This is a genomic window from Neiella holothuriorum, assembly GCF_019457915.1.
Lineage (GTDB): Bacteria > Pseudomonadota > Gammaproteobacteria > Enterobacterales > Neiellaceae > Neiella > Neiella holothuriorum.
Genome location: NZ_JAHZSS010000010.1, coordinates 104,640 through 127,910, shown reverse-complemented (window position 1 = coordinate 127,910; position 23,271 = coordinate 104,640). Strand labels below are relative to the sequence as shown.

20 protein-coding genes are annotated in these 23,271 nt (G+C 47.2%); 5 read left to right on the top strand and 15 right to left on the bottom strand.

Annotated elements, in window-relative coordinates; all coding sequences use genetic code 11:
- Nucleotides 1-6: 6 nt before the first annotated feature.
- The 4 genes from K0504_RS10165 to K0504_RS10150 form a co-directional block, all read right to left on the bottom strand.
- Entirely contained in the window at nt 7-585 is a 579-nt protein-coding gene (locus K0504_RS10165; protein WP_220104085.1) for a hypothetical protein, read from the bottom strand.
- Nucleotides 586-608: 23 nt separating this feature from the next.
- Nucleotides 609-1,064 (bottom strand): hypothetical protein, encoded by a 456-nt coding sequence (locus K0504_RS10160; RefSeq protein ID WP_220104084.1) that lies wholly within the window; start codon nt 1,062-1,064, stop codon nt 609-611.
- On the bottom strand, nt 1,054-1,515 hold the full coding sequence (locus K0504_RS10155) for a hypothetical protein (protein ID WP_220104083.1): 462 nt from the start codon (nt 1,513-1,515) through the stop codon (nt 1,054-1,056). Before K0504_RS10155 ends, K0504_RS10160 begins: the two co-directional genes overlap by 11 nt.
- Before the next feature lie 104 nt (nt 1,516-1,619).
- Nucleotides 1,620-2,690, bottom strand: a complete 1,071-nt coding sequence (locus tag K0504_RS10150) for a large ribosomal subunit protein bL32 (RefSeq protein ID WP_220104082.1) — start codon at nt 2,688-2,690, stop codon at nt 1,620-1,622.
- A 165-nt stretch (nt 2,691-2,855) separates the two neighbouring features.
- Between K0504_RS10150 and K0504_RS10145 the strand changes: the two genes are divergently transcribed.
- Together K0504_RS10145 and K0504_RS10140 are read left to right on the top strand one after the other, a co-directional pair.
- Nucleotides 2,856-3,197 carry a hypothetical protein gene (locus tag K0504_RS10145; protein ID WP_220104081.1) on the top strand — a complete coding sequence of 114 codons (342 nt, stop codon included), beginning with the start codon at nt 2,856-2,858 and terminating at the stop codon, nt 3,195-3,197.
- Between the two features lie 561 nt (nt 3,198-3,758).
- Nucleotides 3,759-4,325, top strand: coding sequence for an integrase repeat-containing protein (locus tag K0504_RS10140; protein WP_220104080.1), 567 nt, complete (start codon nt 3,759-3,761; stop codon nt 4,323-4,325).
- A 498-nt stretch (nt 4,326-4,823) separates the two neighbouring features.
- On the opposite strand, the gene K0504_RS10135 is transcribed toward K0504_RS10140, so the two are convergent.
- The 9 genes from K0504_RS10135 to K0504_RS10095 all read right to left on the bottom strand — a co-directional run bounded on the left by K0504_RS10135 (nt 4,824) and on the right by K0504_RS10095 (nt 17,030).
- Nucleotides 4,824-5,234 (bottom strand): hypothetical protein, encoded by a 411-nt coding sequence (locus K0504_RS10135; protein WP_220104079.1) that lies wholly within the window; start codon nt 5,232-5,234, stop codon nt 4,824-4,826.
- A 145-nt stretch (nt 5,235-5,379) separates the two neighbouring features.
- Entirely contained in the window at nt 5,380-10,074 is a 4,695-nt protein-coding gene (locus K0504_RS10130) for a conjugal transfer protein TraG N-terminal domain-containing protein (protein WP_220104078.1), read from the bottom strand.
- Between the two features lie 14 nt (nt 10,075-10,088).
- Nucleotides 10,089-11,513, bottom strand: coding sequence for a conjugal transfer protein TraH (locus K0504_RS10125; RefSeq protein WP_220104077.1), 1,425 nt, complete (start codon nt 11,511-11,513; stop codon nt 10,089-10,091).
- Nucleotides 11,514-11,517: 4 nt separating this feature from the next.
- Nucleotides 11,518-12,552 (bottom strand): conjugal transfer protein TraF, encoded by a 1,035-nt coding sequence (gene traF / locus K0504_RS10120; protein WP_220104076.1) that lies wholly within the window; start codon nt 12,550-12,552, stop codon nt 11,518-11,520.
- 169 nt (nt 12,553-12,721) lie between these two features.
- Nucleotides 12,722-13,336: a hypothetical protein gene (locus tag K0504_RS10115; RefSeq protein ID WP_220104075.1), complete on the bottom strand. Its 615-nt coding sequence runs from the start codon at nt 13,334-13,336 to the stop codon at nt 12,722-12,724.
- Nucleotides 13,337-13,546: 210 nt separating this feature from the next.
- Complete coding sequence (locus tag K0504_RS10110) at nt 13,547-14,074, bottom strand: FlhC family transcriptional regulator (RefSeq protein WP_220104074.1); 528 nt, start codon at nt 14,072-14,074, stop codon at nt 13,547-13,549.
- A gap of 22 nt (nt 14,075-14,096) precedes the next feature.
- Nucleotides 14,097-14,432 (bottom strand): hypothetical protein, encoded by a 336-nt coding sequence (locus K0504_RS10105; RefSeq protein WP_220104073.1) that lies wholly within the window; start codon nt 14,430-14,432, stop codon nt 14,097-14,099.
- 454 nt (nt 14,433-14,886) lie between these two features.
- On the bottom strand, nt 14,887-16,113 hold the full coding sequence (locus K0504_RS10100) for a ParB N-terminal domain-containing protein (RefSeq protein WP_220104072.1): 1,227 nt from the start codon (nt 16,111-16,113) through the stop codon (nt 14,887-14,889).
- A complete protein-coding gene (locus tag K0504_RS10095) occupies nt 16,113-17,030 on the bottom strand; it encodes a ParA family protein (protein WP_220104071.1) in 918 nt (305 codons plus the stop codon). Before K0504_RS10095 ends, K0504_RS10100 begins: the two co-directional genes overlap by 1 nt.
- 469 nt (nt 17,031-17,499) lie before the next feature.
- Between K0504_RS10095 and K0504_RS10090 the strand changes: the two genes are divergently transcribed.
- Nucleotides 17,500-19,032, top strand: coding sequence for a hypothetical protein (locus K0504_RS10090; protein ID WP_220104070.1), 1,533 nt, complete (start codon nt 17,500-17,502; stop codon nt 19,030-19,032).
- Between the two features lie 576 nt (nt 19,033-19,608).
- Nucleotides 19,609-20,358 carry a hypothetical protein gene (locus tag K0504_RS10085; protein ID WP_220104069.1) on the top strand — a complete coding sequence of 250 codons (750 nt, stop codon included), beginning with the start codon at nt 19,609-19,611 and terminating at the stop codon, nt 20,356-20,358.
- 497 nt (nt 20,359-20,855) lie between these two features.
- Here K0504_RS10085 and K0504_RS10080 read toward each other — a convergent pair whose 3' ends face one another.
- A complete protein-coding gene (locus K0504_RS10080; protein WP_220104068.1) occupies nt 20,856-21,134 on the bottom strand; it encodes a hypothetical protein in 279 nt (92 codons plus the stop codon).
- Nucleotides 21,135-21,147: 13 nt separating this feature from the next.
- Entirely contained in the window at nt 21,148-22,239 is a 1,092-nt protein-coding gene (locus tag K0504_RS10075; RefSeq protein ID WP_220104067.1) for a ParM/StbA family protein, read from the bottom strand.
- Between the two features lie 535 nt (nt 22,240-22,774).
- Here K0504_RS10075 and mobI point away from each other — a divergent pair.
- A complete protein-coding gene (gene mobI, locus K0504_RS10070; RefSeq protein ID WP_220104066.1) occupies nt 22,775-23,269 on the top strand; it encodes a conjugative transfer protein MobI(A/C) in 495 nt (164 codons plus the stop codon).
- The last annotated feature ends 2 nt before the right edge of the window (nt 23,270-23,271 follow it).

Here is a 23,271-nt window from a genome sequence, read left to right as displayed (position 1 = left end):
CAGTGGTTATAGAAGAAGCGCGCCGCCATGAACCTTATTTGCATCTAAGTGGGCCTGTCTCATAAAAACTTGGCATGATCGAGCAAAGTCGAATCTTTCTTGCCAGCCTTCGGCCTGCTGAAAACTATCAATTAAGCTCTTGTATAACTGGCATAACGAACTCTCGGGAGTGGAGAGCGCTTGTAGATAAGCTGGGATACGGAACTGAAGCATGCTTCTAAGGACTAAATCTGCGCCATCCATATAAAATGTATCGCCAAAACCGACAGAATTCGCCTGATTACACGTTGCCAGCATCGTTGAATACGGAACGTCCTCAAAACCACGAGACATCCGAACTTCCATCATTGCTTTTCCCGCCTTACCTTGATGTTTCCATGCGTTTTCATGGTCAATGACGCGCCATTTTACTCCCTCAACGATAGGGATCGTAATGAACTGGCAGGCGTCACCTTGCTCCACCTGAGCGGTTTCATTTGAAAGTGGATTAAGGGTGCGAAGAATCAAGTTGGCAACATCCAACGCTTCGACAATCGCTATTCCTTGATCTTCGGGAGTAGGCATATGTTCTTCCAATATCGTCATTACCAAAGCTAAAGCCGATGTGACTAAGGCGCTCTAAACCCTAGAGCAAGGTTGATGCGCAAAAGGACAACATCAATTGACTTTGAGAAGACCCTAAACCCAAGAGGTTTACCGCCTACCGCGAGTTCATACTCGTTTTTCAACGTACCTGCGACAGCAACAATCGTCGCATGGTCAATGGCAGCGATCTCGAATTCAAAGACGTGCCAAAGCTTGATTCCTGCAAACATCGTCACCCCTCGAATTAAGTCCTCTCGGCGCTCGAGGCGAACCTTGAACAACGAACCCAGAAGTAACATTGATACTGGCATAAAGAAGAACCAGGGCACGACCTGCCCAGTTGCAAGATAATGGGAGCATGCAGGCCAGATAGTAAGGCATGTGCAAACGACCAAAAGCCCCATTGTCGCCCTGCCCCATGCAGCACTTAAAAACGGCGAAATATCATAACACCGAAGACCTTCTTCTTTAATGAACATGAGCGTTTTCACTTAATACAGGCATTGCTAGAAACTGATATAGGTCGTCACTTCGAAGCTCAAGTGAACCTTTGCGAAGATTTTGCAACAAAGCGTCTCGTTCCCCGTAACCATTCTTATGCAGTCCAAGCGGATCTGACTGCGCCCAAAGCTGAGGAATGAGTTGGCTGAACATCCCCAAAGAAATCAGACTTTGAGCTGACTGACTATCCAGTGAGTCCTGTTGCGTCCCCTCAAAAGCGGCTTGCAAATCAAACGTCAATCGAAAAGGGGTCGAGGACCGCTCTTGTTGCTCCAAAAAGACATCTCCTTCTTCGGAGACATGAAGCTCCAATTTACCTAGCCCGCATGCCGTATCCCAATCAAACAGAGCGTTTGGGGCCTCGTGATGAACGAGGTAAGACAAAGCTGACAGCGCGAGCAATTCGTTATTATGTAATTTATCTAACACTACAAGAGCACCCTTTAAAGATGGTCGGCATCAGCAACACTTAATGTTGGACACCAAAATTCATAACTTGATTCGACCGTACCACCACAACTTTTTCGCGCTGCTTATTTGGAGTGAGGTCTGACCAGTAGCCGAACGCCCATTTCGCGCTCCAAAGATTCGATCGCTGAGTTAAGGGGGGTGGTCGCGTTCAGCTTTTTAGATAACGCTTCTATGAATTGAGCGCGCTGGCTGTCTAAAGGTTTCGTAGGCGTATTGCGATTAAGGTTTACGGCAAGCAAGCGCTGCCAAATCGATTGTGATTCGTTGCCATACTCGTTAATCACTCGGCCACAGCCATTAAGCAACTCCTGAGCACGCTCATCCTCTCGAAACACATAGCACTGACGCTGATCCCACTTACTCAATTTGCAACCAATAGAGTCTTTGTTGTGGATCAGTACAGCCGGCTTGCCTTGGGCAAGTAGATGCGCCGCGTAAAGCGGGTTAGATATGACAATCACTCGCTTGCCCAAAGCTCTGGCTTGCTGTAACCATATTCTTGCGAACCTTGTTGGCTTGACCAAATCAAAAGGTAGAGATTGAAAGCTAGAACTTAGCTCAATTGACGATGGAAGTATCACGCCATTCAGTCCGTGGCCATCAACAAAAGGTATCGCAATGCGTTTACTATGTTTGAGCCACAACCAACACTCATGCTGATCTAGCGAGATCTCCTTTGACGTTGTTCGCGTGAACTGCGTTTCATCAATCCACCCGAATAACGAATTTTCACAGGATTCCGAACTCAATCCGATTCCATGCAACAACTGCAGCAACTGCTGAGGTAGTGGCTGGAGTCGGCTTAATAGATCATCAAACGGCATCGAAGATACTAGTTCGGATTTAGCGAATCGCGGACCGAGACTTACTCCAGCAAGTTTGAGTTTCTTATAAAGCATCGGCGTAGCTGTTAGCACATCAATGATAGGCACGTTGCCACAGCCCGAACAAACGATATGAGTGGTATGGGCGCGATAGACACTTGACTCTCCACACTGCGGACAGTTGAGTTTGTAATGCGACTTTGTTTCAGCCTGTTGCGGTCTTAAGTCTGATAGAACACCAATTTCAACAAGATCTTGATTAGGGATAACGTCCGTCCGCAACACTCGTCTTTGATGCTCCGTAGCCATGATGGAGTTCCTTTTTTAATAACTTTCGGTGACTCACATAATGTACATGGCACAATTAATCTATAACGACGCTTAAGAGACAAATCTTGCTACCTTACAAGGAATGCAAAGGGATAATAAGATAGATAATCGACCTCGATTAATAATAGAAATAAGAAGAATTAAATGGTCGCTTTCCCGCTCCTTACAATTACAAATACCTCCAACCCGTCCTTCTCACCTGAAAAAGACAATGAATCAACTTCAGATATGGCTCATTTGCAGCAATGGTTGATGCGCTGTGCTAATCGCAGCCAGGAGGAGTTAATCATTGATGTGAAACCAACGTCCACAGGAAGTCAATCGTCCCAAGAAGTGTTCATTGCAACCATGCAAAGCTCTGTAAATGTTCAGGAAATCCAACTCGTTCCTAGAACATTCAAGACGGAACGCTTAGCTGTTGAGTTCTTGGTTGACGCAATAGGTAAGTTTGCTGGCCTGTCTTTTTCATTTCGTCAGTCTCGATAATAAGCGTTAGGCTTCAACGAATTAGAACTTAACGAGCTAATGCGGCAGTCTCGATAATAAGCGTTAGACTTCAACGAACTAGAACTTAACGAGACAATGCGGAATTCTCGATAATAAGCGTTATATTTCAACGAACTAGAACTTAACGAGACAATGCGGAATTCTCGATAATAAGCGTTATATTTCAACGAATTAGAACTTAACGAGCCAATGCGGAATTCCCGATAATAAGCGTTAGACTTCAACGAATTAGAACTTAACGAGCCAATGCGGAATTCTCGATAATAAGCGTTATATTTCAATGGATTAGCGGCAAGCGAGCTAATGCAGAAAGCTCGAAAATAAGCGTTAGGTTTCAATGAATTAGGGTGAACGAGTTGACCTGAAACAATATCGTCAAGCGTTTTAATTTTTGCTATATTAAATGTTGCGCTCCATCATTAAGCAAAGTTACTGATGTATTTAAGGATTATGCGTACATCTAATTAAGGCCCTTCAGCACAAGGAAAAAATAATAAACGCTGCTGGGTAAATTGTTTATCAGTTGTTGTAGCAATTATTATGTCCAGATCAATAGAGAAATGTTCTTTTGAGCAAGCTAGACGACTTGTTCAATTAAACGGTATTGCCTCGTCACGACAGTACCGAGCGTGGGAAAACAGACCTTCCGAATTACCAGCAGATCCTGCGGCTTATTATTCAAAAACCGGAGATTGGTCTAGCTGGTCAGAATTTACTGGCTCAGGCCATGTGTCAGCAACCCAAATCGGTGCTAGCTATTGCGGCATAGAGGCTGCTACTCGTTACGCTCACAACATCGGCGCATCAACAGTTAAAGCATGGCGAGAGCATATCCGTTCCGGTAGCAAGCCGGACAACATCCCGTCCTGCCCAGATGATGTGTATCGTGATCAATGGACCGGTTGGGAAAGTTTTCTAGCCCCCAAGTCAAACCGATTCCTCGAATGGCCAGAAGCGTTGCAAGCAGCTCGCGACCTCGGCATTCGGACTCAATCTGAATGGAGAGCGTTAGGTAAAGACAATAAGCGCCCGCCCTTTTTACCTGCAAACCCAGACAAGCACTATGCTCAACACTGGGAAAGCTGGCGACATTTTTTATTTGCGTAACCACTCATTCTCATTTTCCACACCAGGGAAGGTTTGGAAATAAAGCATTTATCGGTAGCAGCATAAAAAACCGCCCTAAGGGAAAGTGCTAGATAATTATGAATGCTGGTCAGGTTTACAACACATACAGAAGGGATATTTACCGCGCCAATGATCTAATAAGAGCGTTCCAGAGTTCTGGATTGCACGCTGTTCCAAAAAAGCAGCTCACAGATCTAATTATTGAGAACGTTTTTTGCGATAACGGCTCTGCTGACAAAGATATTTTGTTTAGGAACCTGTGCACCCGCCTACACAAAGAGCTTGTAGCACAAGGCGTATCAACAAATATCAGTACATTAAAAGACGAGGCAAATTGGCTTATGATCCGGCTAACCTTTATGGGCGGCCAGCCTGTCAAATAGCGCGCCTATAGCCACAACAAGCACCTATATCCGTCATCCCAAAGCAATTTGAGCGCCGTCGTTACGGCGCCCTAAAGTCAAGAGGCGATGACAGCTACTTGACTGAACTCAATTGCCGCAACTCCTGCTCTTTGTATTCATCCCACAGCAGCCTAGCATCAGCTAACCATTTTTGTTCATCAGCACAGTCGACAGACTCTGCAATCAGTGGTTTTAGCGACGCAGCCGCCTCAGGTGACGCAGTCTCTAGTGCGAGCAGAAATGGATACATGCTACGGTTGCTGGCAACCTCGCGCAACGAGCCAATTGTGATCGGCTCACCGCAATGCTGAGCCCGCAAGTTAGCGATAAACATCAAATTGTCTGCGCATGACGGACAATTATGGGCAACAGACTCTATAAACAAACGTGTTTGAGTGTCGTCACTAGTTGTGGCAGTTGCCGGTTGAGCAAGGCTCGCCACGCTAACCGCTGTTAGTGTTAGTGTTAGTAATGCTCGATACATCTGAAATCCTCTGGTTATCCGAATAAATTAATGCGGCTCGTCGATTTAGTTGCGGGGCATTGTCCTATCGCTCTGCCCCTTGCGTTATCTCGCGCAGGCCTACTACAGCATTATCGCCGTTAGGCCCATTTCAGCATTATTGCGATTAGGCGCCACTTGTTGTTTTGTTGCCGTTACTCGCCTGCATGTTCACCGACGTTGAAATGTCACCGGGAGCATCTAGGTGATTCAGAGGGAGCGTCCCTTGGTTTGGCCCGATGTATCCCATCTGGTCGGTATGAAACAGGGTTTCAATGCGGCCGGTTGTTTCATTACGCAATGTGGCCTGATTAATCCCATGAGGAGTGTCAGCCTCGACTGAGCCGAGCAGCTCATAACTCTGCCCGCCGATATTGAACTGAGTGCCTTGATCGGCCGATGCAATCGTTGCGACAGATTCACGAGACAATACCAAGTTATTATCATCCTGACTGGCCGGTACAAATTGACCCGAGCCTTCCATAGGAAATCCGCCATAAAGAGTTTGAGACTCACCGTTATTTGATAGGTGGAAATTGTTGCCCGCACCATCGGTTAAATACACGCCGCTCGGCGCATTAGAGTCATCGTAACTTTGGCCTGACACAGTAAATGTTGTTCCGTCATGGTCGGGCTTGCCCATCTGAATTGTAGAGCCGGTGTTCATCGACATCATTTGCTGTACGGAGTTTGAATCGAAAGTGACGCTCTCAGCAGTAGAGCTGAAGAAACCGCTATCAGCAGGCTGGTAGACGCCATTCACATCGGGAGTAAGAGGCTGAACTGCCGCATGAGCTTGCGCGTCGGAATAGCTGACGTCTCCATCCCTATTGATGCCAAGCTCCTCTCGTTTATCATCAGCATAGCTATCGAGCTTCGTTCCAATATCGTCATAGCCCAGCTTCGAGGCCACATTTCCCATGTGCTCAATCGCATTCAAATTGGCGGCAACTGTCGCAACCCGCCCATCAGCACTAGGGTCATTGACGTTGTTTGCATTCACTACATCTGAGCCAAATCCATTCAGAAACTCTTGTTGTTCTGCATTAGATGAGCTGGTGTCGAGCCCACTGAGCATTTGAACTGCCGTCAGCGTTTCAGGTTTTTCATTGGTTGAGCCAGACATATGCCCTGCCGTATCACCGTAAGTATTCGCTGCCCAGCCACCCTCACTGGAAGCTCCAACCGAATCTTGCGCCAACATATTGAACAAACTACGCTCTGATGCCGCCATGTCAGCAGGGTTTGCTTTGCTCGGGGCAGCATCGCCCAAGTGGTCATACGCACTTTGGAATTTCGCAGCTGCATCCGTATTCTCATACGGAATGCTCGGATTGGCCGCTTCATGCGCTCGTTGGTATTGAGCTTCGAGTGCTGGCAATGCGCTACGCTGTTCGGTAGATAGGCTATTTAACGACTCAGCATCACCGTTCAGCACTGCGTTTAGCGTGCTAGCGCTACGTGAGCCCTCAACCCCCATGTTGCTCAGCTCTGCCATGGTTTGATTGAAGTTAAGTCGGCTGTCGGTAGAGCGTGCCGCGTCGGCTGTAGCGACAACGGATTGTGATGTTTCTGTATTCGTAGAGAATGCAGAGCCGTCATAGTCATTCTTCTCAAGAAGCCCTTGTATGGCCCCGATGTGCTCTGGAGAAACAGAATTGGCTGCCATAGCTCCTCTGGCAAACATATCGCCTGAAGCGGTTGAGTTAGCAGGATCGAGCGCTGTCGATAGCGACATTCTGTATTGGTCTTCGCTTTGATTCGCCATGGCGATCAAGCCAGCAGTTTGAGCATCAGACAAGCCATGCTTTTGACCGTACTCGCTAATCAGATCCGACTGCTCAGTTTGGAAAATTTCATTAGCCCAATTTGCCGCGCTATTGAATGTTGCAAGCCCATCTTTCAGGCCAGAGTAATTTTCTGGCGTGTTGTTCGATGTATCAATCCCTCTCAGCTTATCTTGGAACTGTTCAAACGAAGGTTGGCCGTCTTTACCTGTTTCGCGACCATTGGAGGCATACATGGCCGCAAAATTGGAGTTCTCAGGTTTCTCCATCACTCCTTCATGAGTGCCTTGAGCGCCAGCCTTATGCTTCTCAAATGCAGTACTGGTATCATCTTTAACCTTGCTTGGATCGATGTCGGGCGTGTTTGTTGTAGAGGCCTCCACTTTATCTTTAACGCCCGATCCTGGCAGCTTAGGTACGTCATTGGTCGGCAACCGACCTTGCTCGCCTGCAGGCCGTAGTTCACGATTGTCTGATAAGTCGGTCGCCGCTTCAAAGCCCCTAGCAAGCGCACCAGCACCAAAACCTTTATTGCCTGTAGCTTGCTCTAAGGTGTTCCATGCGGTTGTGAAGGCTGCAGTAGCATCCGGCCGGTCCATGTTAATTGCCGATGAGGTCTCAATCATAGCGTTCATGAATGCCAAGCCTTCAGCATTCTTAACGCCTCGCTCATCAAATGCTTGCAAATTTTTAGCGTAAGACTCGTTGAATCTTGCAAGGTCTTGAGGGTTAGAAAACGCTTGTTCGGCCAGCTTGTCGCGCTGACCTTCTGACATTTTAGAAATCTCTCCCGCATAGTAACCTTCGTCCACTTTGGTCGAGGCGGCGATACTTGCAGCTTGTCTACGGTTCGCATCTGCGGCTTTAACCTCTTGTGAGGAGGTTTGGTATTGTTCTGCCTTTTGAGCTAATTCCTGCCAGCTTTCTCGACTGGCGTTTGAAGCAACCAGCTGCTGGTTATCTTGGAAACTAACATTTTCTTTTAGAGCGGCCATGTCTGTTGATTGACTGGTTAGCGCGCCACGAATCCCTTCGGTTGCAGCCAATGTGTCTGCATCACCAGCTGCTAACTTTTGCTCATACTGCGCTTGAAATTGCGCTTTAATGTCGGCCGGCAGTGCGTCGATTGCTGCGCCGAGGCCTCCAGGCAAAGAGTCAGCGGAAATTTTTCCGGCCAAAGTACCCCCGATCAAAGCGCTACGGGTATTTGAGATTGAGTTGGTGGTACCCTCGTTCATCTGAGCAGCTGCTTGATCAATCGCTTGATAGGCATTCACGCGTTCGGCAGTAGAGCCGGTCGAAGCCCCTGTTTGTGCGGTCGCTTGCTTGCCGCTTTCCCACAACTGATTGGACGCTTGGGTGTACTGATCGCTTGATGTTCGCTGCTCTGACAATGCGTTGCTATAAACTTGGCCCGAAGCACCATCAAAGGAGCCTTTTACATCCATTTGGCTTTGACCGCCCACAGTCGCTTCACCCTGATTCGCTGTCCAAGCGCCGGAACCTGCATGACGTGCATAGCTGGTGTCGCCAGAAGCCATCTTAAAAACATTTGCGGCAGCACCTAGATCTGGCGCAGTGAGCTTGCTGTCAATGTTGGTGTTTGGAGCGGCAGCATTGGCCGTTTGCAGCATGGTGTGTACGCCGCGATGAAGGATATAAAGCGTCAATGCAGGCACCATTCCTACCAAGGTAGAGCTTGTGGCCAAGAAACTTTCTGCAGTAGTGAGCGTCGTTTCCATTCCCGCAAAAGAAAGGGGGTTGCCCGTGATGGTAGAACCATCCGTAAACCTCCCCGAAACGGCATAGTCCGTGTAAAGGTTGATTAGCACAATGACGACTGGCCATGTGTTTACCCACATCAACATCCCAAAATAGGTAATTGCAGCAATCACTGTTTTGCCACCGATCACTAGCAAAATCCCCATAATCGGAGCTAAGAAGATTGCAAATGCCTCAAAAAATGTTGCTAAAGTTAGCGACATCTCAAGCCACAGAGAGCGATCAGCAGCCTGATTCATATGACGTTGCTCAATCGCCTGAAAGCGCGCCAACTCCACAGATGTACCATTAGGATCGAAGGCCGCTGCTTCCTTGATTTGATAGTTCATAAATCGGTCGAGCATGATATTCGAGGCTGTTTGGGACGCGTTCGCGAGGGCGACAGGCGTAAACAACTGCTTGTTTAGACCTTCGGTTAGTGCGTCGTGGTCGACTCCCATCAGTTCAGCAGAAGTTTCCAGAAGGGTTTGGAACGTCTCGCCGTCAGTCGTAATCGTATCGACAGTCAATGTGTCATTGATTTCTTGCCATGCATCACCGCAGCCCATCCACTGAACGCCTGAAGTTGAGCCCGCAGTATCGAGCAGTACAGGTACCTCCCAGCCATTGTAATCCACTCGAATAGCATCAAGGACTTTGCCGGGGGAAGCTGTGGAGAGCGTGCCCTCCCAGAACTCTCGGTTTGTCGAGTTAGTTACTTTGTCTCGGGACACGCAGTACGTCCAATAAGAGCGAATGGTTGAACAAATATCAAACTTACCGTGCGAGCGTTTACCGGTACATGTTTCGTCAGTGGGCCTTAGTTGCCGTAGCGCTGACATTGCACGAAGGGGATCGAGTGTGCCGCCACTAACGTCATAGCCATTTGGGGTTGAGAATGTCCATGTCAGTTCATCGACAAAATCCCGCATAGCGCCGGTCGTCAAATAGCCACCAAATCCAACAAGAAATGGGACGTCATCAACAATTAGAAAATTACCGGTGTGCGTGTCTTGAACCTCTACTTCGACGCGAGTATCCGGCCCCATTAAGATATAAAACAGAACCAATCCGACAATGAATTGCTTGATGGGGTCCGTTGGCTTGGGGTTGGCAAGATTAAAGAGAAAGCCCGCAAAAAGTGACAGTGCCGACGCGACGGTCGCGAAAGCCCACATACCGCCAGTATCACTAAAGAATTTAGCCACGCCATGCAATACCTCATGCATGAACTCAAAATTACCGATTGTGTAGATGGTGTAATCTAAAGCCATGGGAATGCTCGTCCTTAGCGAATGCGCTCTAAGTGATCGACCATTGCCATATAGCCGTCGGAAATGTTTGAAATTGATGATTTTTGTTTATCAAATTCTGCGCGCAAAGTGTCGGCCTGAGCGAGTAGCTTGTCGACTCGGCTCTGTAATTCATTGAGTTTTAGACCTGACTTACCATCGATGGGCGCATCTTCCATCGCTCTAAGCGACAGCTCCAAGCTTTGGATAAATCCGCCAACGTGAGCGATGGCCATATGACGTGACGCATCTTCAGCGATAGCGCGGCGCATATTCATATCGCCACCAAGCCGCTCAAAGAACAGTTGCAGAGGCATACCTGATGAAGCTAAAAACTCCCTGTCCGCATCCGTGACGCTAGAGCTCTTGGTATGAAAGAGGTAGCCCAAGCCATCAGTGCCTGCCGAAGATGTCCCATAGAGTTGGTCAAAATACATTTGCTGCAAACCGTTCCAGCTCGACTTATCAACTTCAACAGGGTTGAGGCAGTTCGTCGCGTCAGCTGCGTAACTGGCATCAGCTTGGCAATCATATACCTTAATAGTTCCGGTCGTTTTTGGTTCGACGAGATCTCTCACGGAGAGCAACGACGGCGCAGAAAAAGGTACTAGATTGCTTTTGTCTGCGTCGGTATCGGTCGCCACCCGCATACCGGTGGTGCCGGTCAATGACATCAAAAATTCCATTAACTCTGTATTGCTCATGGAAAATGCATTGCTAAAGGAGTCCATGCCCGCAACCTTCATGGCGTTCCAAACGACGTTGTATGAAACCAACTCCTTCTGTGCGTCGGACGAACCTGAGTTAGTGCCTTTGGTGGGGTCGCTGTCTGAAAAGAAGTCGCCTGCGTCAGGTATTAGGCCCGCAGCTGTCTCAAACGGCATCGCGACAGAATCGGTTAGCCGAGAAATCTCCGTTTGGGTGCTTTTGCTCACGGCGGTTTCAGCTATGGCCTTAGACATTTTGCAGCTGTCAGATGCAAGCTTGTTGAAAGCTTCAAGCTTGCGCTGAATTTCATCCATCGACTCTTTGCAAGACGGACAGACAGAGTCGAGAGCTAGGCCAAACGCATAGGTTGCAGCACCTTGCATAATCCCCCTGCCCATTTGCACCAATTGGTCCCCGTTTATGATCGAGAAGCTGCCCGCGAAAAAATCCACTCCATTACAACCGCTTCGGAGTGAGGCTGGGCGGAATGTCGTCAACTTTGGATTTACCTGACGGATCCTCATGGATGCGCCACCAAATGCCCAACCGTATCGATTCGACGTATGAGCAGCGCCAGAGCCAGAGCGACTAATCAGTGCGTCATCGAATAAGTCTTCCATCGGATTGCCGGCGTTAGCGGGCGCTGTCGCTAACCATATCGAGGTAGCAATAGCTGTGCGCAGAAGTAATTTTCTATTCCGTTTTGAGATCATTGCTCTACTCCTCAAATTTCTTGGCCGATGAATGGTCAAATTTGTTTAGTCGCTTTTTCATTAATTCAACAAGCGCTTCGGGGGCTGTTGATTCATTGCCGCTCGGCACAGTGACCTCTACGGGCGCTTGCTCATCGATAGCAGTAACATTTCGTACTTCCTGAGTTGCAAGGTATTCACCCTCATCGAGCCAACCGGCATCGTCTGCGTGGGCCAATACTGTCTGCTCAAGATCCGAAAGTGGAATCATCCCCTCGCTTATAACAATGGCTTCAGAGCCATCGTTTTTGACCAGTAGAATGGTTGGTGTGCGTTGGATTTGAATGCCGAAGCGGTCACGTACAGCACCAGTGGAATCGTCGCGATAATTTAGGTCGGGATGATTAGGTAGCACGTTGCCATCTAAAGAGATATAAAGAACGTTTGCCCCATGTTGCCGAGCTAATTCGTTCATGACGGGTGTTTGTTGGTGGCAGTAGCCACAATCGGAAACAAAGAACATCCAAAGGCCTGCTTGGTTAAAGACCTGTTCTAAAGCTTGCTTGCGGTTCTGTCGGGTTTGATCCGCGTGCTGATTCAGAACGAATGCTTTTGTCGGGCGCCGGTGTTCTTCAGAGAGCATGGTTTCCTTCTCGAAAAACTCCCGTGTTCGCATACCAAATCGCGTGGACATATCTGCTGCCATGCGTTGCGCATAGTAATAGGCTGATAGATTTCGGTCTGTTGGATTGTTCATCGCGCCATCAAGCAGGACGGGCAAGTTATCGCGGAGCCACTGAGCATTGATCACAATCGTGGTGGTGTCTGGAGTCGGCTCTACGGTTTTTTGTGGCTCGGTTTCCGGCGGGGGCGGGGGCGCAACAGGTGGCTCCTCTTGTTCCTCCGGTTCATCCGGCTCGATATCGCGTTCGAAGTGATACCATCCCCGCTCTTTGTCATCATAAAAGTTGCCCTCCCCGGAGTTGGGGATCGGTTTTGCTGAGATCTGGAACGCGGTAACCGTCAGAAGTACAGTTAGCCCAAGCCTTAATAGCTGCATTCAACTCGTATCCAATATGAAGTTACGTCAGCTTAGAATTTTGCAGTGATACTTCGCTTGGGGATGGCTTGTTAGGAAGGAGAAAAGGCAATGTTAGGATATTGAGTGCGCCAGGGCCTGACGCACCGTTTATTTATGGGCAGCATATTCCACCACTAGTCACCCCTCTTTACGGCCGCAAAAACCGTAGCGCCCTACCCTCTTTGCTGGGATGTTCTGGCCACTGCGCGGATACCAGCTGAATATCAAGGTCGGTGGTCTTAAGTGATGACTTAGGAAGCTTCATTGTAAACTCCATAGACGACTGATAGAGCAAAATAGGGTCTTGGAGCGTCAAAGGAATTAAATATGAATGCCCTTTCGCCTTGATTTGCACGCCCAATAGAGAATCGCCTGCCCCAGCTGTCCAGGCTGAATAAGCGCGATTGGAATGATCAGGAAGCATCATGGCGACACAATCAGGCGATGTCGCATTAAAAATCTCAACACAGTCATCAAATAATGGATTAACCACTTCGTATTCGTTGCCCGTCAACATCTTTAAGGCTGATTGCCAAACAGAGAAATTCGTCTTCTTTGTGTAATCAAACTTGATATCGAACCGGATGCGCACGTTATCCATGGGGTCCGAATCTGAGCGCAAGATAGCGTGCTCAACATTAGAGATCACATAGAGTGGTTTAATTTGATTTAAAAATGCTGAATAGCGACCGTCGTCACTTGCCTGAGCACTCCATGACATGAAGGCACCCAAAGCCAGAATGGTAATAAATAAATGTTTCATAGTCCGCCTCATACAATTAAACAGGTATAGACGGCAAAGCAGGCACGCTTATCGTTGTACACCTTACGATTTAGCGTGTCAACTTTAAGTGTTGCATATGGGGGCTGTCATCAACCGTTACCGATGCTCATCGCAGGCAAAAACTGGGTACTAAACATAAAAAGCCCGGCAACTGTTGCCGGGCATTATGCTTTTGAAGATGGGTAACTCTTAGGCGACTTTGTAGTTGGCACTTCCAACACGAGAGCTAAGCGCGCACCATGGGCAATTGCGAGATGCCTGTGACGCCTCTTTAATAAACGCGTCACCGCAACGACTGCAGGTATAGTTAACTACACGGTGATCTTTAATGGCTTCGAACAGTCCATATATTCGATTAATCTCTATTAATCCGTCAGTTTCGTTGTGAGTGATCGTCAGTTCTGGATAGAGAACCTCGACAGCGCGGCTAACCGCTAGCAATTCCGAAGGTTCTAACGAACGTGTAATGCCTGCGTTGGCGGGGGAGAGTCGTAGATATAGCCGATATGCTATGTTGCCGGCCAGCATGCCGTGCGTTTTTGCGAACCACCCTAGAAATGGCGCTTGAATTTTCTTCTTGGCCTTGGGGAATTCAACCCCTAACCCATGACATTTTTTGTCAAAATATGGGTCCATTGCCTTGACTAATTTTTTGTTCAATCCAGCATGAACAAGCTGAATTAAATCGGATGTCTGCTTAAATCTCGGGCTAAACATTAGAATCCCTCCCCCTTCCCTTTTATGGCCTGCTGACAGCTAGCATCGCTGCTTCAGCATTTGAACTCTGTAACGCTTCGAGCAATACCGTCACACCAGCGTTCTTTCGCTGTGGCCGGGCTGAGTCATAGAAGGTCATAATAGGAGTTTTCAGATCGAGCATACCTTGCAGTTGGGCATGGTTGGTTTCACATAACTGCGATACTTCATCAGAATCTAATCTGAAGAGAATACGGGCAAGATCGGGGTTTGACAGGCATAGTTCGCGCATTAATAGAACGTATTGCAACTGAACTCTACGAAGATCGTCACATATACGGTCACTCTGAGCAGAAGACTGCTCTGAATATCCATTCATAAGTACTACTCTCACTCAACTTCAAGCGTCGATTCGCCAATGACGCCCTTTGAATAACCACGCCAAAACATCCGGCGTACATTTACAAGTCGAGAATCTAACAAATTTTTAAATATCGCGTCCAGTGTAATTTGTGACAATGGAAACACAAAGTTAACAATATGCTTCTATAAGCTTGTTTTAGAACAAAAAATAAGCGGTACACAAATGTGCCCGCTTATTCATCAAGTTGTGGATTGCATCACAAATCAGCGATGTTTGCTTAGTTCTGTTAGTAACAGAGAAAACTGCTTCATGCTCAAAGCTGGCAGGTGAACTCGTTGACGAGTTGCCATTTTGCGAGCGAGCAGTACAATCTCATGTGTAGACATTTTGCACCTCCTACGGTTGCATGTGTTTTGCAGGGCATTGAGTGAGGTCTGCCAACTTGTGCTCAGTGCCCTGCCCCTATCGATTACATCGAATTCTTGTCCTTAGACTGTTCCACTAATTTCTGAATCGCAACCTCAAGCGCCTCTTGGACTTTGGTCACATCCCCATAATCGAGAGCGTCCCAATCAACACCGCAGTCAATCGAAGCAAACCCGCGAGAAACCAGTTGCTTGATAGGTTCAGGGTTTGAGACAGGAAGTTTTGGAATCGAGTAGTGCTTGCGAACGCGCCCAGAGGTGCGCTTAGCTTTCTTTGGCGCAGGGCGGCTACTTGGGGTTTCTTGCTCCGGCGCCTCGACCGAGATATCCACCGCACCACTTAGAACATCGTTGACCCATTGGGTTAGTTGCGCATCAACCTCATTAGGGGCTGTTTTTTCAAGCTCAATAACTTTGTTATACAGCTCAGTCTGATTACCTACGTTGGCAGCAAGCAACGGCTCTAGAATGCTCTTGTAGTTTAGAAGTTTGTTCAGTCGATAATAGGTGGTCTTCCCTACCCCCAAAAATTCCATGACGCGTTTCAAGCGCTCAATTGGGGGCAAGTCTGCTGGCAGCTCCGGAGACAACTCAGTGATAGCAAATTCATAGCTACGCAACGTATCGTAGAATGATGTGTCTTGCCGTAAGTTGTTTTCCATAAACCGGATCACTTGAGGTCGCTTCGGTTTCTTAAGGTAGATTTTGATGCGAATTGATACTAAATGGCCATAGAGAAACAAAACCGCATAGTAACGACGGTGTCCCGCGAGGATCGGGTAACTAGACGTTGTTTGACGCCAAACGGTGATCGGGTGAATTAATCCTTCGCGCTTAATCGAGCGTGACAGCGATATGATTTCCGCGATTTCAGCATCGACTTCAGCATAGCGCGGATGGTCTTTGGCGAGCCGGTTCTCAAGGATGCCTTTATCGCATACAACGCAATCGGTGGCTGCGGCGATTTTATCAGCATCCCCTAGCGTCGTGGCGATGGGTAAGAAACGTGCATTATCTTCCTGTGGGCTAATACGTTGAACGATAATGTGTTCAAGAGAAAATTTATCTGCAAATAACGGTTCATCTAGATGCGAAGCATCCTGTTTAGACGTAAAACTATTAGATGCGGCAAGTTTTTCAGCTTTCGCCCCCATAGGCACAGACTGATCTTTCAGGTCATTAATTAGTTGCTGCTGACTCGAAGCGCGAGCCACATTGCGACGTTTTCGTGGTTTGGTAGGTTTATTAGGCTCAGACTTATTATGAGTCATTATTGTTCGCCCCACATGCTATCAACTACATGGTTATAAAGTTTGTTCATCTCTGCTTGTGCGTGAAAATTATGTACAAAACTAAAATGAGATGGATCCATACTTGGGCGTTCAAACACTCGATAACACTCACGACGTTGAATAAAAAAATCTGCCATGTAGTTCGATGTTCGGTTATCTGGGTTATATAGCCACTGAAGCCCGACTTTATCTTTTACGCTGAGCCGGCTCGGTGATGGGACCATATTTGGAAAAATCCCAACAACTTCAAGCGGCACGTCACGGTCATCATTAATTTTATCAATGCGGTCTAACAGCAAAGTTGCACCGTCAATGGCGTCACGGTTGACCTCAGTTGGGATCATTACATGAGTGGCGGCCCCCATTAACCCAGCGGATACAGGCGTTTTGCTGGGCGGGTTATCTACAATTACAACATCGTAGTCTTCATGAATGCCGGACTTCTCAAACCAGTCGCGCATATAGCGAGATATATTTACCTCTAGCTCATCAGCTTGAGCTGAAAGCGCGCTGACACGATCCACGTTACCTTCACTTGGCAAAATCGCGATGTTGTCGTGCGCTGTTGGGTATTCGTATACCGGATTGTCAAACAGGATGTCGCTGCTTGTATTCGTCCCTCCCCAGTCTGGATCGTCAATTTCGCCAAACTCAGGGTGCACGGGAGGCATATATTCATCTTCGCCAGGAATGCTAACCATCGCAAGAAATGCTTTAGACGTATCTTGCTGAGAATCGTAGTCCAAGATGAGCACGCGGCGTTTCTTGCCCTTTTTGTCGGGCCCGCCAGTAGCCAGCAAATAGGCAAGGGTAGAAGCAAAGAATGTTTTTCCGACACCACCTTTACGATGGTAGCTGGTCAAGACTTTTAAACCATTATATAGCGCAGCTGCCATGGTTAACCTTGTTCTCAATTAGCTTTAATTAGCAGTTATACTGGCATAGTGATAGATTTAAGTCTCGGACTGAATCTATAAAAACTGTACGGTTATCGGGCGAATTAAATTTTAATTAAAAAAACCCTACAGCCCTTGCGGTACATGCGTTGCAGGCGATTTGAATGAATCTGTCCGCGCGCGGACAGATTCGACAAAGATGGCGAGAGCAGAGTTATGGAGCCATGAATTAAATTTTAATTAAAAAAACTCTGCAGCCCTTGCGGTACATGCGTTGTAGGCGATTTGAATGAATCTGTCCGCGCGCGGACAGATTCGACAAAGATGGCGAGAGCAGAGTTATGGAGCCATGAATTAAATTTTAATTAAAAAAACTCTGCAGCCCTTGCGGTACATGCGTTGTAGGCGATTTGAATGAATCTGTCCGCGCGCGGACAGATTCGACAAAGATAATAAGGTGAATGTATTCATGAAAAACATGTGCGATGTGGCTGAGAAGTACGACATCCGAGCGCCACTAGTTCAGCTGGAAAGTGGTCTGGAAATGCGAGACTACATTCGCGCATGTGCAAATTTCAGTATGACTGCGAAAGTCACCGAGCTGGTTAGCCAAATAGCTGCGGAGTGCTTTGATAACGAAGACAGGCTGACAAGCATCAACCAATTATCAAAGTCAACAATCAAAAAAAGCCCTTCAACCATTCGCGCGCAACTGGTCAAGCTAGAAGAAGCAGGGCTGTGTGAGGCACAGTACGTCACTACTGATCCGATACGAAATCGGCGTGGCACTCTATATCTTTTAAAAATGCCAAGTAAAGAGGTGGCAGCCACAGCTATCGCGGCCATGGCGACCGAACCAAAAGACGCCTACTCAACCAAAATTCTACAAACCGAACTTGAGTCGCGGACGGAGGTTTCTGAAGATCGCGAGAGCTATGGGATGCTATTTGTAGTTCGCTACTTAGTAAAAGCGATGCGAACTAACCGCAAAGATAGAAGCACAAAATTCAATGTCCCAGTCACATCTGCCGATGGGCAGGTTGTAAATATAGTGAGTGAAGCTGAAGGAGGGCGCCTGATGGCCGTGCCCGATTTAGCTTATTACAGCGGCGCAATATCGTGGTTGCTCGCTTATATGGAGGCTGAGTTGAGCGACGGTAAAGAGCCTGCGACGGAAACCTATAACATTCCACTGCACCAGCTTATCATTATGTCAAAAAAAGCCTCAGCAGAAGACGCAACATCATTAGGTTACGGAAATGCAGCAATTGAGGGGTTGCGTAAGATATCAGCGACCACGTTCAACATTGAAGACATTCCAGCCAATGACAAACGCTTCATCCAGGTCGAACAGGAATTCATCAAACTATTCCGGCTCGAACGAGTAGGCTCCTATGATGATGGCTCCGGAAACAGACGTCGCATCGTCACAATTCAGTTCCCGCTCGGAACAGTAAAACAATGTTGGCGTGCGGTAACTGACCACGGTACAACACCCTCGTTAGTTTTGATTGAGGATGATTTGCTACAAAGCAAAAATGAAATCGAGATCTTGTTTGGCCTATGGGCTAAAGATCTAATCAGGTCGGGTAGGGCGCAGTTCGTTCGCCGGCTGCTGAACTGGAATCAATTGCGAGAGCTGGTGGCGCCAAACAGCCAGCTGAGTGAATTCAAGCGCAAATTCACCACATTCATGATCGAGCATAGAGATGAAACATATGCGCCGAGCAAAGACAGTGCAAAACATCGAGAGTCGCTCGTTCAGCTTCACAACAACCTTTGGGTTAATCAAAATGGTAAGCGCGAATATATCTTAGAATACGGAAAGGCGCTGGCGCACGGTTTAATCATCAACGTAGGATATGATGAATCAACGAATCAGACGCTAATTCATTTACGGCTTCAAATTGGTGAAGGCCTTGGTATTAGGTTTGATGACGACTTTAGTTCAAGCAAGCCTCGAAAATTATCCAACGTTGACCAATCAAGCTTCGATTTCTAACTAGTGGTCGGACTGAATCCCACTTCAAAACTGAATCTTTATCTAAGTTGCTGTTTTACCGAGTTGCGGTGGCTGTATTGACTGCACATAACTCGTAAGCAAATAAATGCTCCTGCCGATACACGGGCACCTTAGGTTGGTGCTGAAGCTAGAGCTGCAACGCAAGATTTATTCTGACGTTATCAAAAGCGGAAAAAGAGAGCGCCTGTGGCCATAAGAGGTCGGACTGAATCTATCAAGTTGTCGCAGGCAGGCCAACAACAAAACACTAAGCTCATTATCTACTACGCCGGACTGAATCTATCAGCGGAACGAATGCAAATAGCTTCCGTGCCGGACTGAATCTATCAGCGGAACGAATGCAAATAGCTTCCGTGCCGGACTGAATCTATAGCGCCAAAACACACCGGACTGAATCTATAACAACTTCTTTAGATAGCATGAAAGATCTTGATCAATTCTATAGATCTAATCTAGTTTACTAAAAAATTAGCAAATACCTGACTCTTTAAATCTGTGGCGATTTGCCACTACAACGGATAGATATACAGACCAATGCCGAGCGAGCCTAAAACCATGCGACTGTTTGTTTGCGACACGATAGTGCGCAAATACAACTGTACTGCGGCATTCGTCTTTTCACACATTGCATTCCACATCATCCGCAACCAACGATTTGATGCTTCACCAGCAGCGATCGAGACAATGACTGGCGTATCCAAAACGTCCAGCAAGCGGTACGTCAAAAAATTCATCGACGATGGCCTTTTGGAGAAGGTGGATGGTAGCCTGCCATTCCGAGATGCCCTGCAATTTAATAACTGTCCTGAAAATCACGATATAATCGAGGCATATAAAGCCGCGTTCACCAGTAGCACTTCAAAAGAAGAAACGAATCAAACGCAAATTACGGCAGTTCCAATGAGCTCTCTTAAGGGGCTCAAAATGACGAATAAAAAAGCGGAATGTGAACGCTCTAAGCTTTATATAAGGTGTTACCTGCGCGACAAAATGGCCTCGGCCAATCTGAACTACAAAAACACTAATAGCAAAATCAATGCTCGATACCTAACTTCGCTTGCCCGGACATTTGGCTTTGCGGTAAATACCATCAAAGCTATTCTCAATAGCCTAGCAGCTACAAATGTCATTAAATTATCGCGCAATGCTGGGCAGCTAATCATTCAAGCAACGTCACGTATGCAGAACATCATCCAGAAGAAAATGGATGCGATGAAGAAATCGGCAAAACAACAAATTGAGCAAAACATTCCTGCTGCACCACCTGTCATCGATGATATCCCCTCAGAGCGATACCGACTCTAATTTTTACGGTTTCTAACACAGCACAGATCCGTCTTTTTTCTGAAAACCGCCTCAAAACACTCAAAAAAACAACGCCGCCATCAATCCGCCACGTAAAAAGCCCCTACAAACGGGCCAAGAGCTTAGTTTTTTGATAAATCTAACGTTCATAGGGCAGGGCACAAGCCAGTAAATGATGGTCGATCAAATGCGAACTACCTAATCGCCATTTAAGAGCCTACATATTGCAAATGCGATTCATCAAGCGTCAATTAAGATAACGTCAACCACAATAATAGGACGCCCAGATCAATCAGATATGGCCTACTTTAAGGGTTCTTATTAAGGGTTTAAGGTTTGAGGGGTAATGAAAGAAAATATAGGTCCGTCGCTGTTGCTCCGGCCATTTTTTTTAATAAAAGATGCTCAACAGAACGAACTATAGAATTGCTCATCAGAGGTTAAAAAGCAAGCCACTCGACTCAAGCAGAGTCAAGCGGCAAATGTAGAGTCATCACTTAATTGTAGAAGTCGTTGTTTAATCCGGACATATCTAGAATGGAGGCGTTCGGGCTTACGCTATTAGTGGTCTTTTCCGCAGAGGGTTGTTGTTGAGCCGAACTAGCTGTCGGCGCATGGGACAAACCGCCCTTACGCATTTCTAATGCTAAACGTGTTAAATACCGGACTTCTTCGCAACGCACCCCCTCTGGCAATTTGGACAGATGTTCATGCAAGTCGGGATATTTTGCTTTTTCGACCTTCAAGTTCATGCGCAGCTCTTTGTCAGGGTCCATTAGGTACACCTCTCTACGCCGCGTTTGCTGTCATGTGCTTGAACTTATTAATACCTGCTACTTGCATCCCTAATGCGATAGCACACAGATGGTTTTTGACGATTTCAATTTTATGATCGGGGAAAACATCTTGGAGCGCTCGCAAATAGACCTGAGCTGGACCGCCGGTCACAATTATTAAATCAATGTCTTGGCCATCCCCAACAGCGTTGGTGATCATCGTTGCGGCTTCACGACAGACGCGAGCTATCTGATCTCGAAAGTCATATCGTACCGACACATCGTTACCTTCCACATCTTTACCCTCACACACAGGGAATGGATAGTGACGCCCCTTCATCTTTAAATGTCTGTTTGAAGAACAGAAGGCGCCATCGATTGTGTCGGGATAAATTTTATCTACCTTGAATATGGGGGCAGCATAATCACAGCACGACTCAAGAATCTTACTCATCCCAAGATCGCACGCACCTGAACGGCGGTCAGATGCCACCATACCACTGGTAACCATCCAGTCGCAGGTCAAGTAGCCTGGATCTACAGTCAATACTGTTTGGGACTGCAGCGCATGAAATGTGTCTTGACCATTATCGTTGGCGTAGTGAATCAAACCTCCAAGTGGTTGCGCTACCGCCCACGCATTTTTTACTACTATTTTGCGGTCACCTACTTGGTGAGTGCCCTTCATCATTTCTTCAAGCTCTGCTCGCCGATGCATATTCGATACCGGCAATCCACCAACGAGCAAATCAATAACACCATTGGGTGCATCCAACATAGCGAGTGCACCTAAAAACAGAGCCTTGTATTGATCGCTGTTGATGTAGCCACTGTTGAGTACCCGAGCCGTTCTTGGGTCGAACGTTTTAGAAACATCTTCACCTACTTCGTAAGTGCCACCGTTTACGTTAACAACAACGTTGCGAGTAATGCTCATGCTGCCGGCTGTGACATCTCGCTTGTTTGCCTCAATAGGGTTTGCAATAGAGGCAAACGTTCTAACGATCGGTTGGTTATGTTCGTCATAACCGCATACAGCAGTAGTCGTGCCGAATCCAACATCAACGGTACGGATAACTGCATCTAAAGGTGTGCCCATAGTCATGGTTAATGCTCCTGTATTTTCAATATTTGGATCGTAAATGCCTGCGTGCCCGTTAGACGTCCGCTAGGACGCCTAGTTGCCGCCAATTCCTCTAAAAATTGCCCTTTAAGTAGGAGGTTCAGAGCACTGAAGGCTTGTGGAACTTCAGGGTGTTCCGTGGAACTTGTCTAGGCCAGTTTATGGGGGTTTTTTGGGGGAGGGTCATGCGTAACGCAGCTAAAACGCAGTCTTAAGAGCGCCACTTTGAGCTAGCAACTCCTGCATAGTAAAAGCCAATGATGTACGAGCGTAGGTCACGCGAACACCGGTTGGCATACAAGTATTTGAGCGACGGGATGGTGGCATACATTTGTGAGCCAACAACGGCAATTGAAATACATAGTTGTATGCGAAAACAGCGTTGGTTAGTTCCATTGCTAAAACGGGAAACGTTCGTTGGCATACATATTTTGCAATAAAACATAGTTTGGCATATGGCGGCAAATGACTGAGCGCTATGTATGCCGAAACACGGTTTGAGATACAGATAGATATTATGACAATTGATATCCCACTCCTTCAGGAAACCGTCACGCAGCAGCTTGAACTCTGCCAGCGGCAAACAGACGAGTTAGCAGAAGAAGCGCAGATGATTATCGATAGCTACTTTACGTGGTGGAAATTCGAGAACCAGCAGCGCTTAAACCTTCAAAAGCAATCCGGTAATAGCAACGCAACTGAGCTAGGTAATGTTGCCCCGCGCATACGACGACGAACCGACCAAGGTGAAAGCGGCAAGCTTTACATCGAATGGGTCGAGTACCCGAACGGTCGTCGCAAAGGGGAAGCTAGAAGGTGGGGGAATGTCATTAAGCCGACCGCGCGGGGCTATACCGAAAAACAATTGGCAACAAAAGCCACTGCGTGGGAGATGGAACGCGTGTCCTGCGTGGAAGCCGAATTAAAACCAATCAGAGAATTACTCGATGTGATTCATGCACAGCGAGTCGCAATTGCGCGGTTTCAGCGCAAACACACCACTGAGGAGTAGCC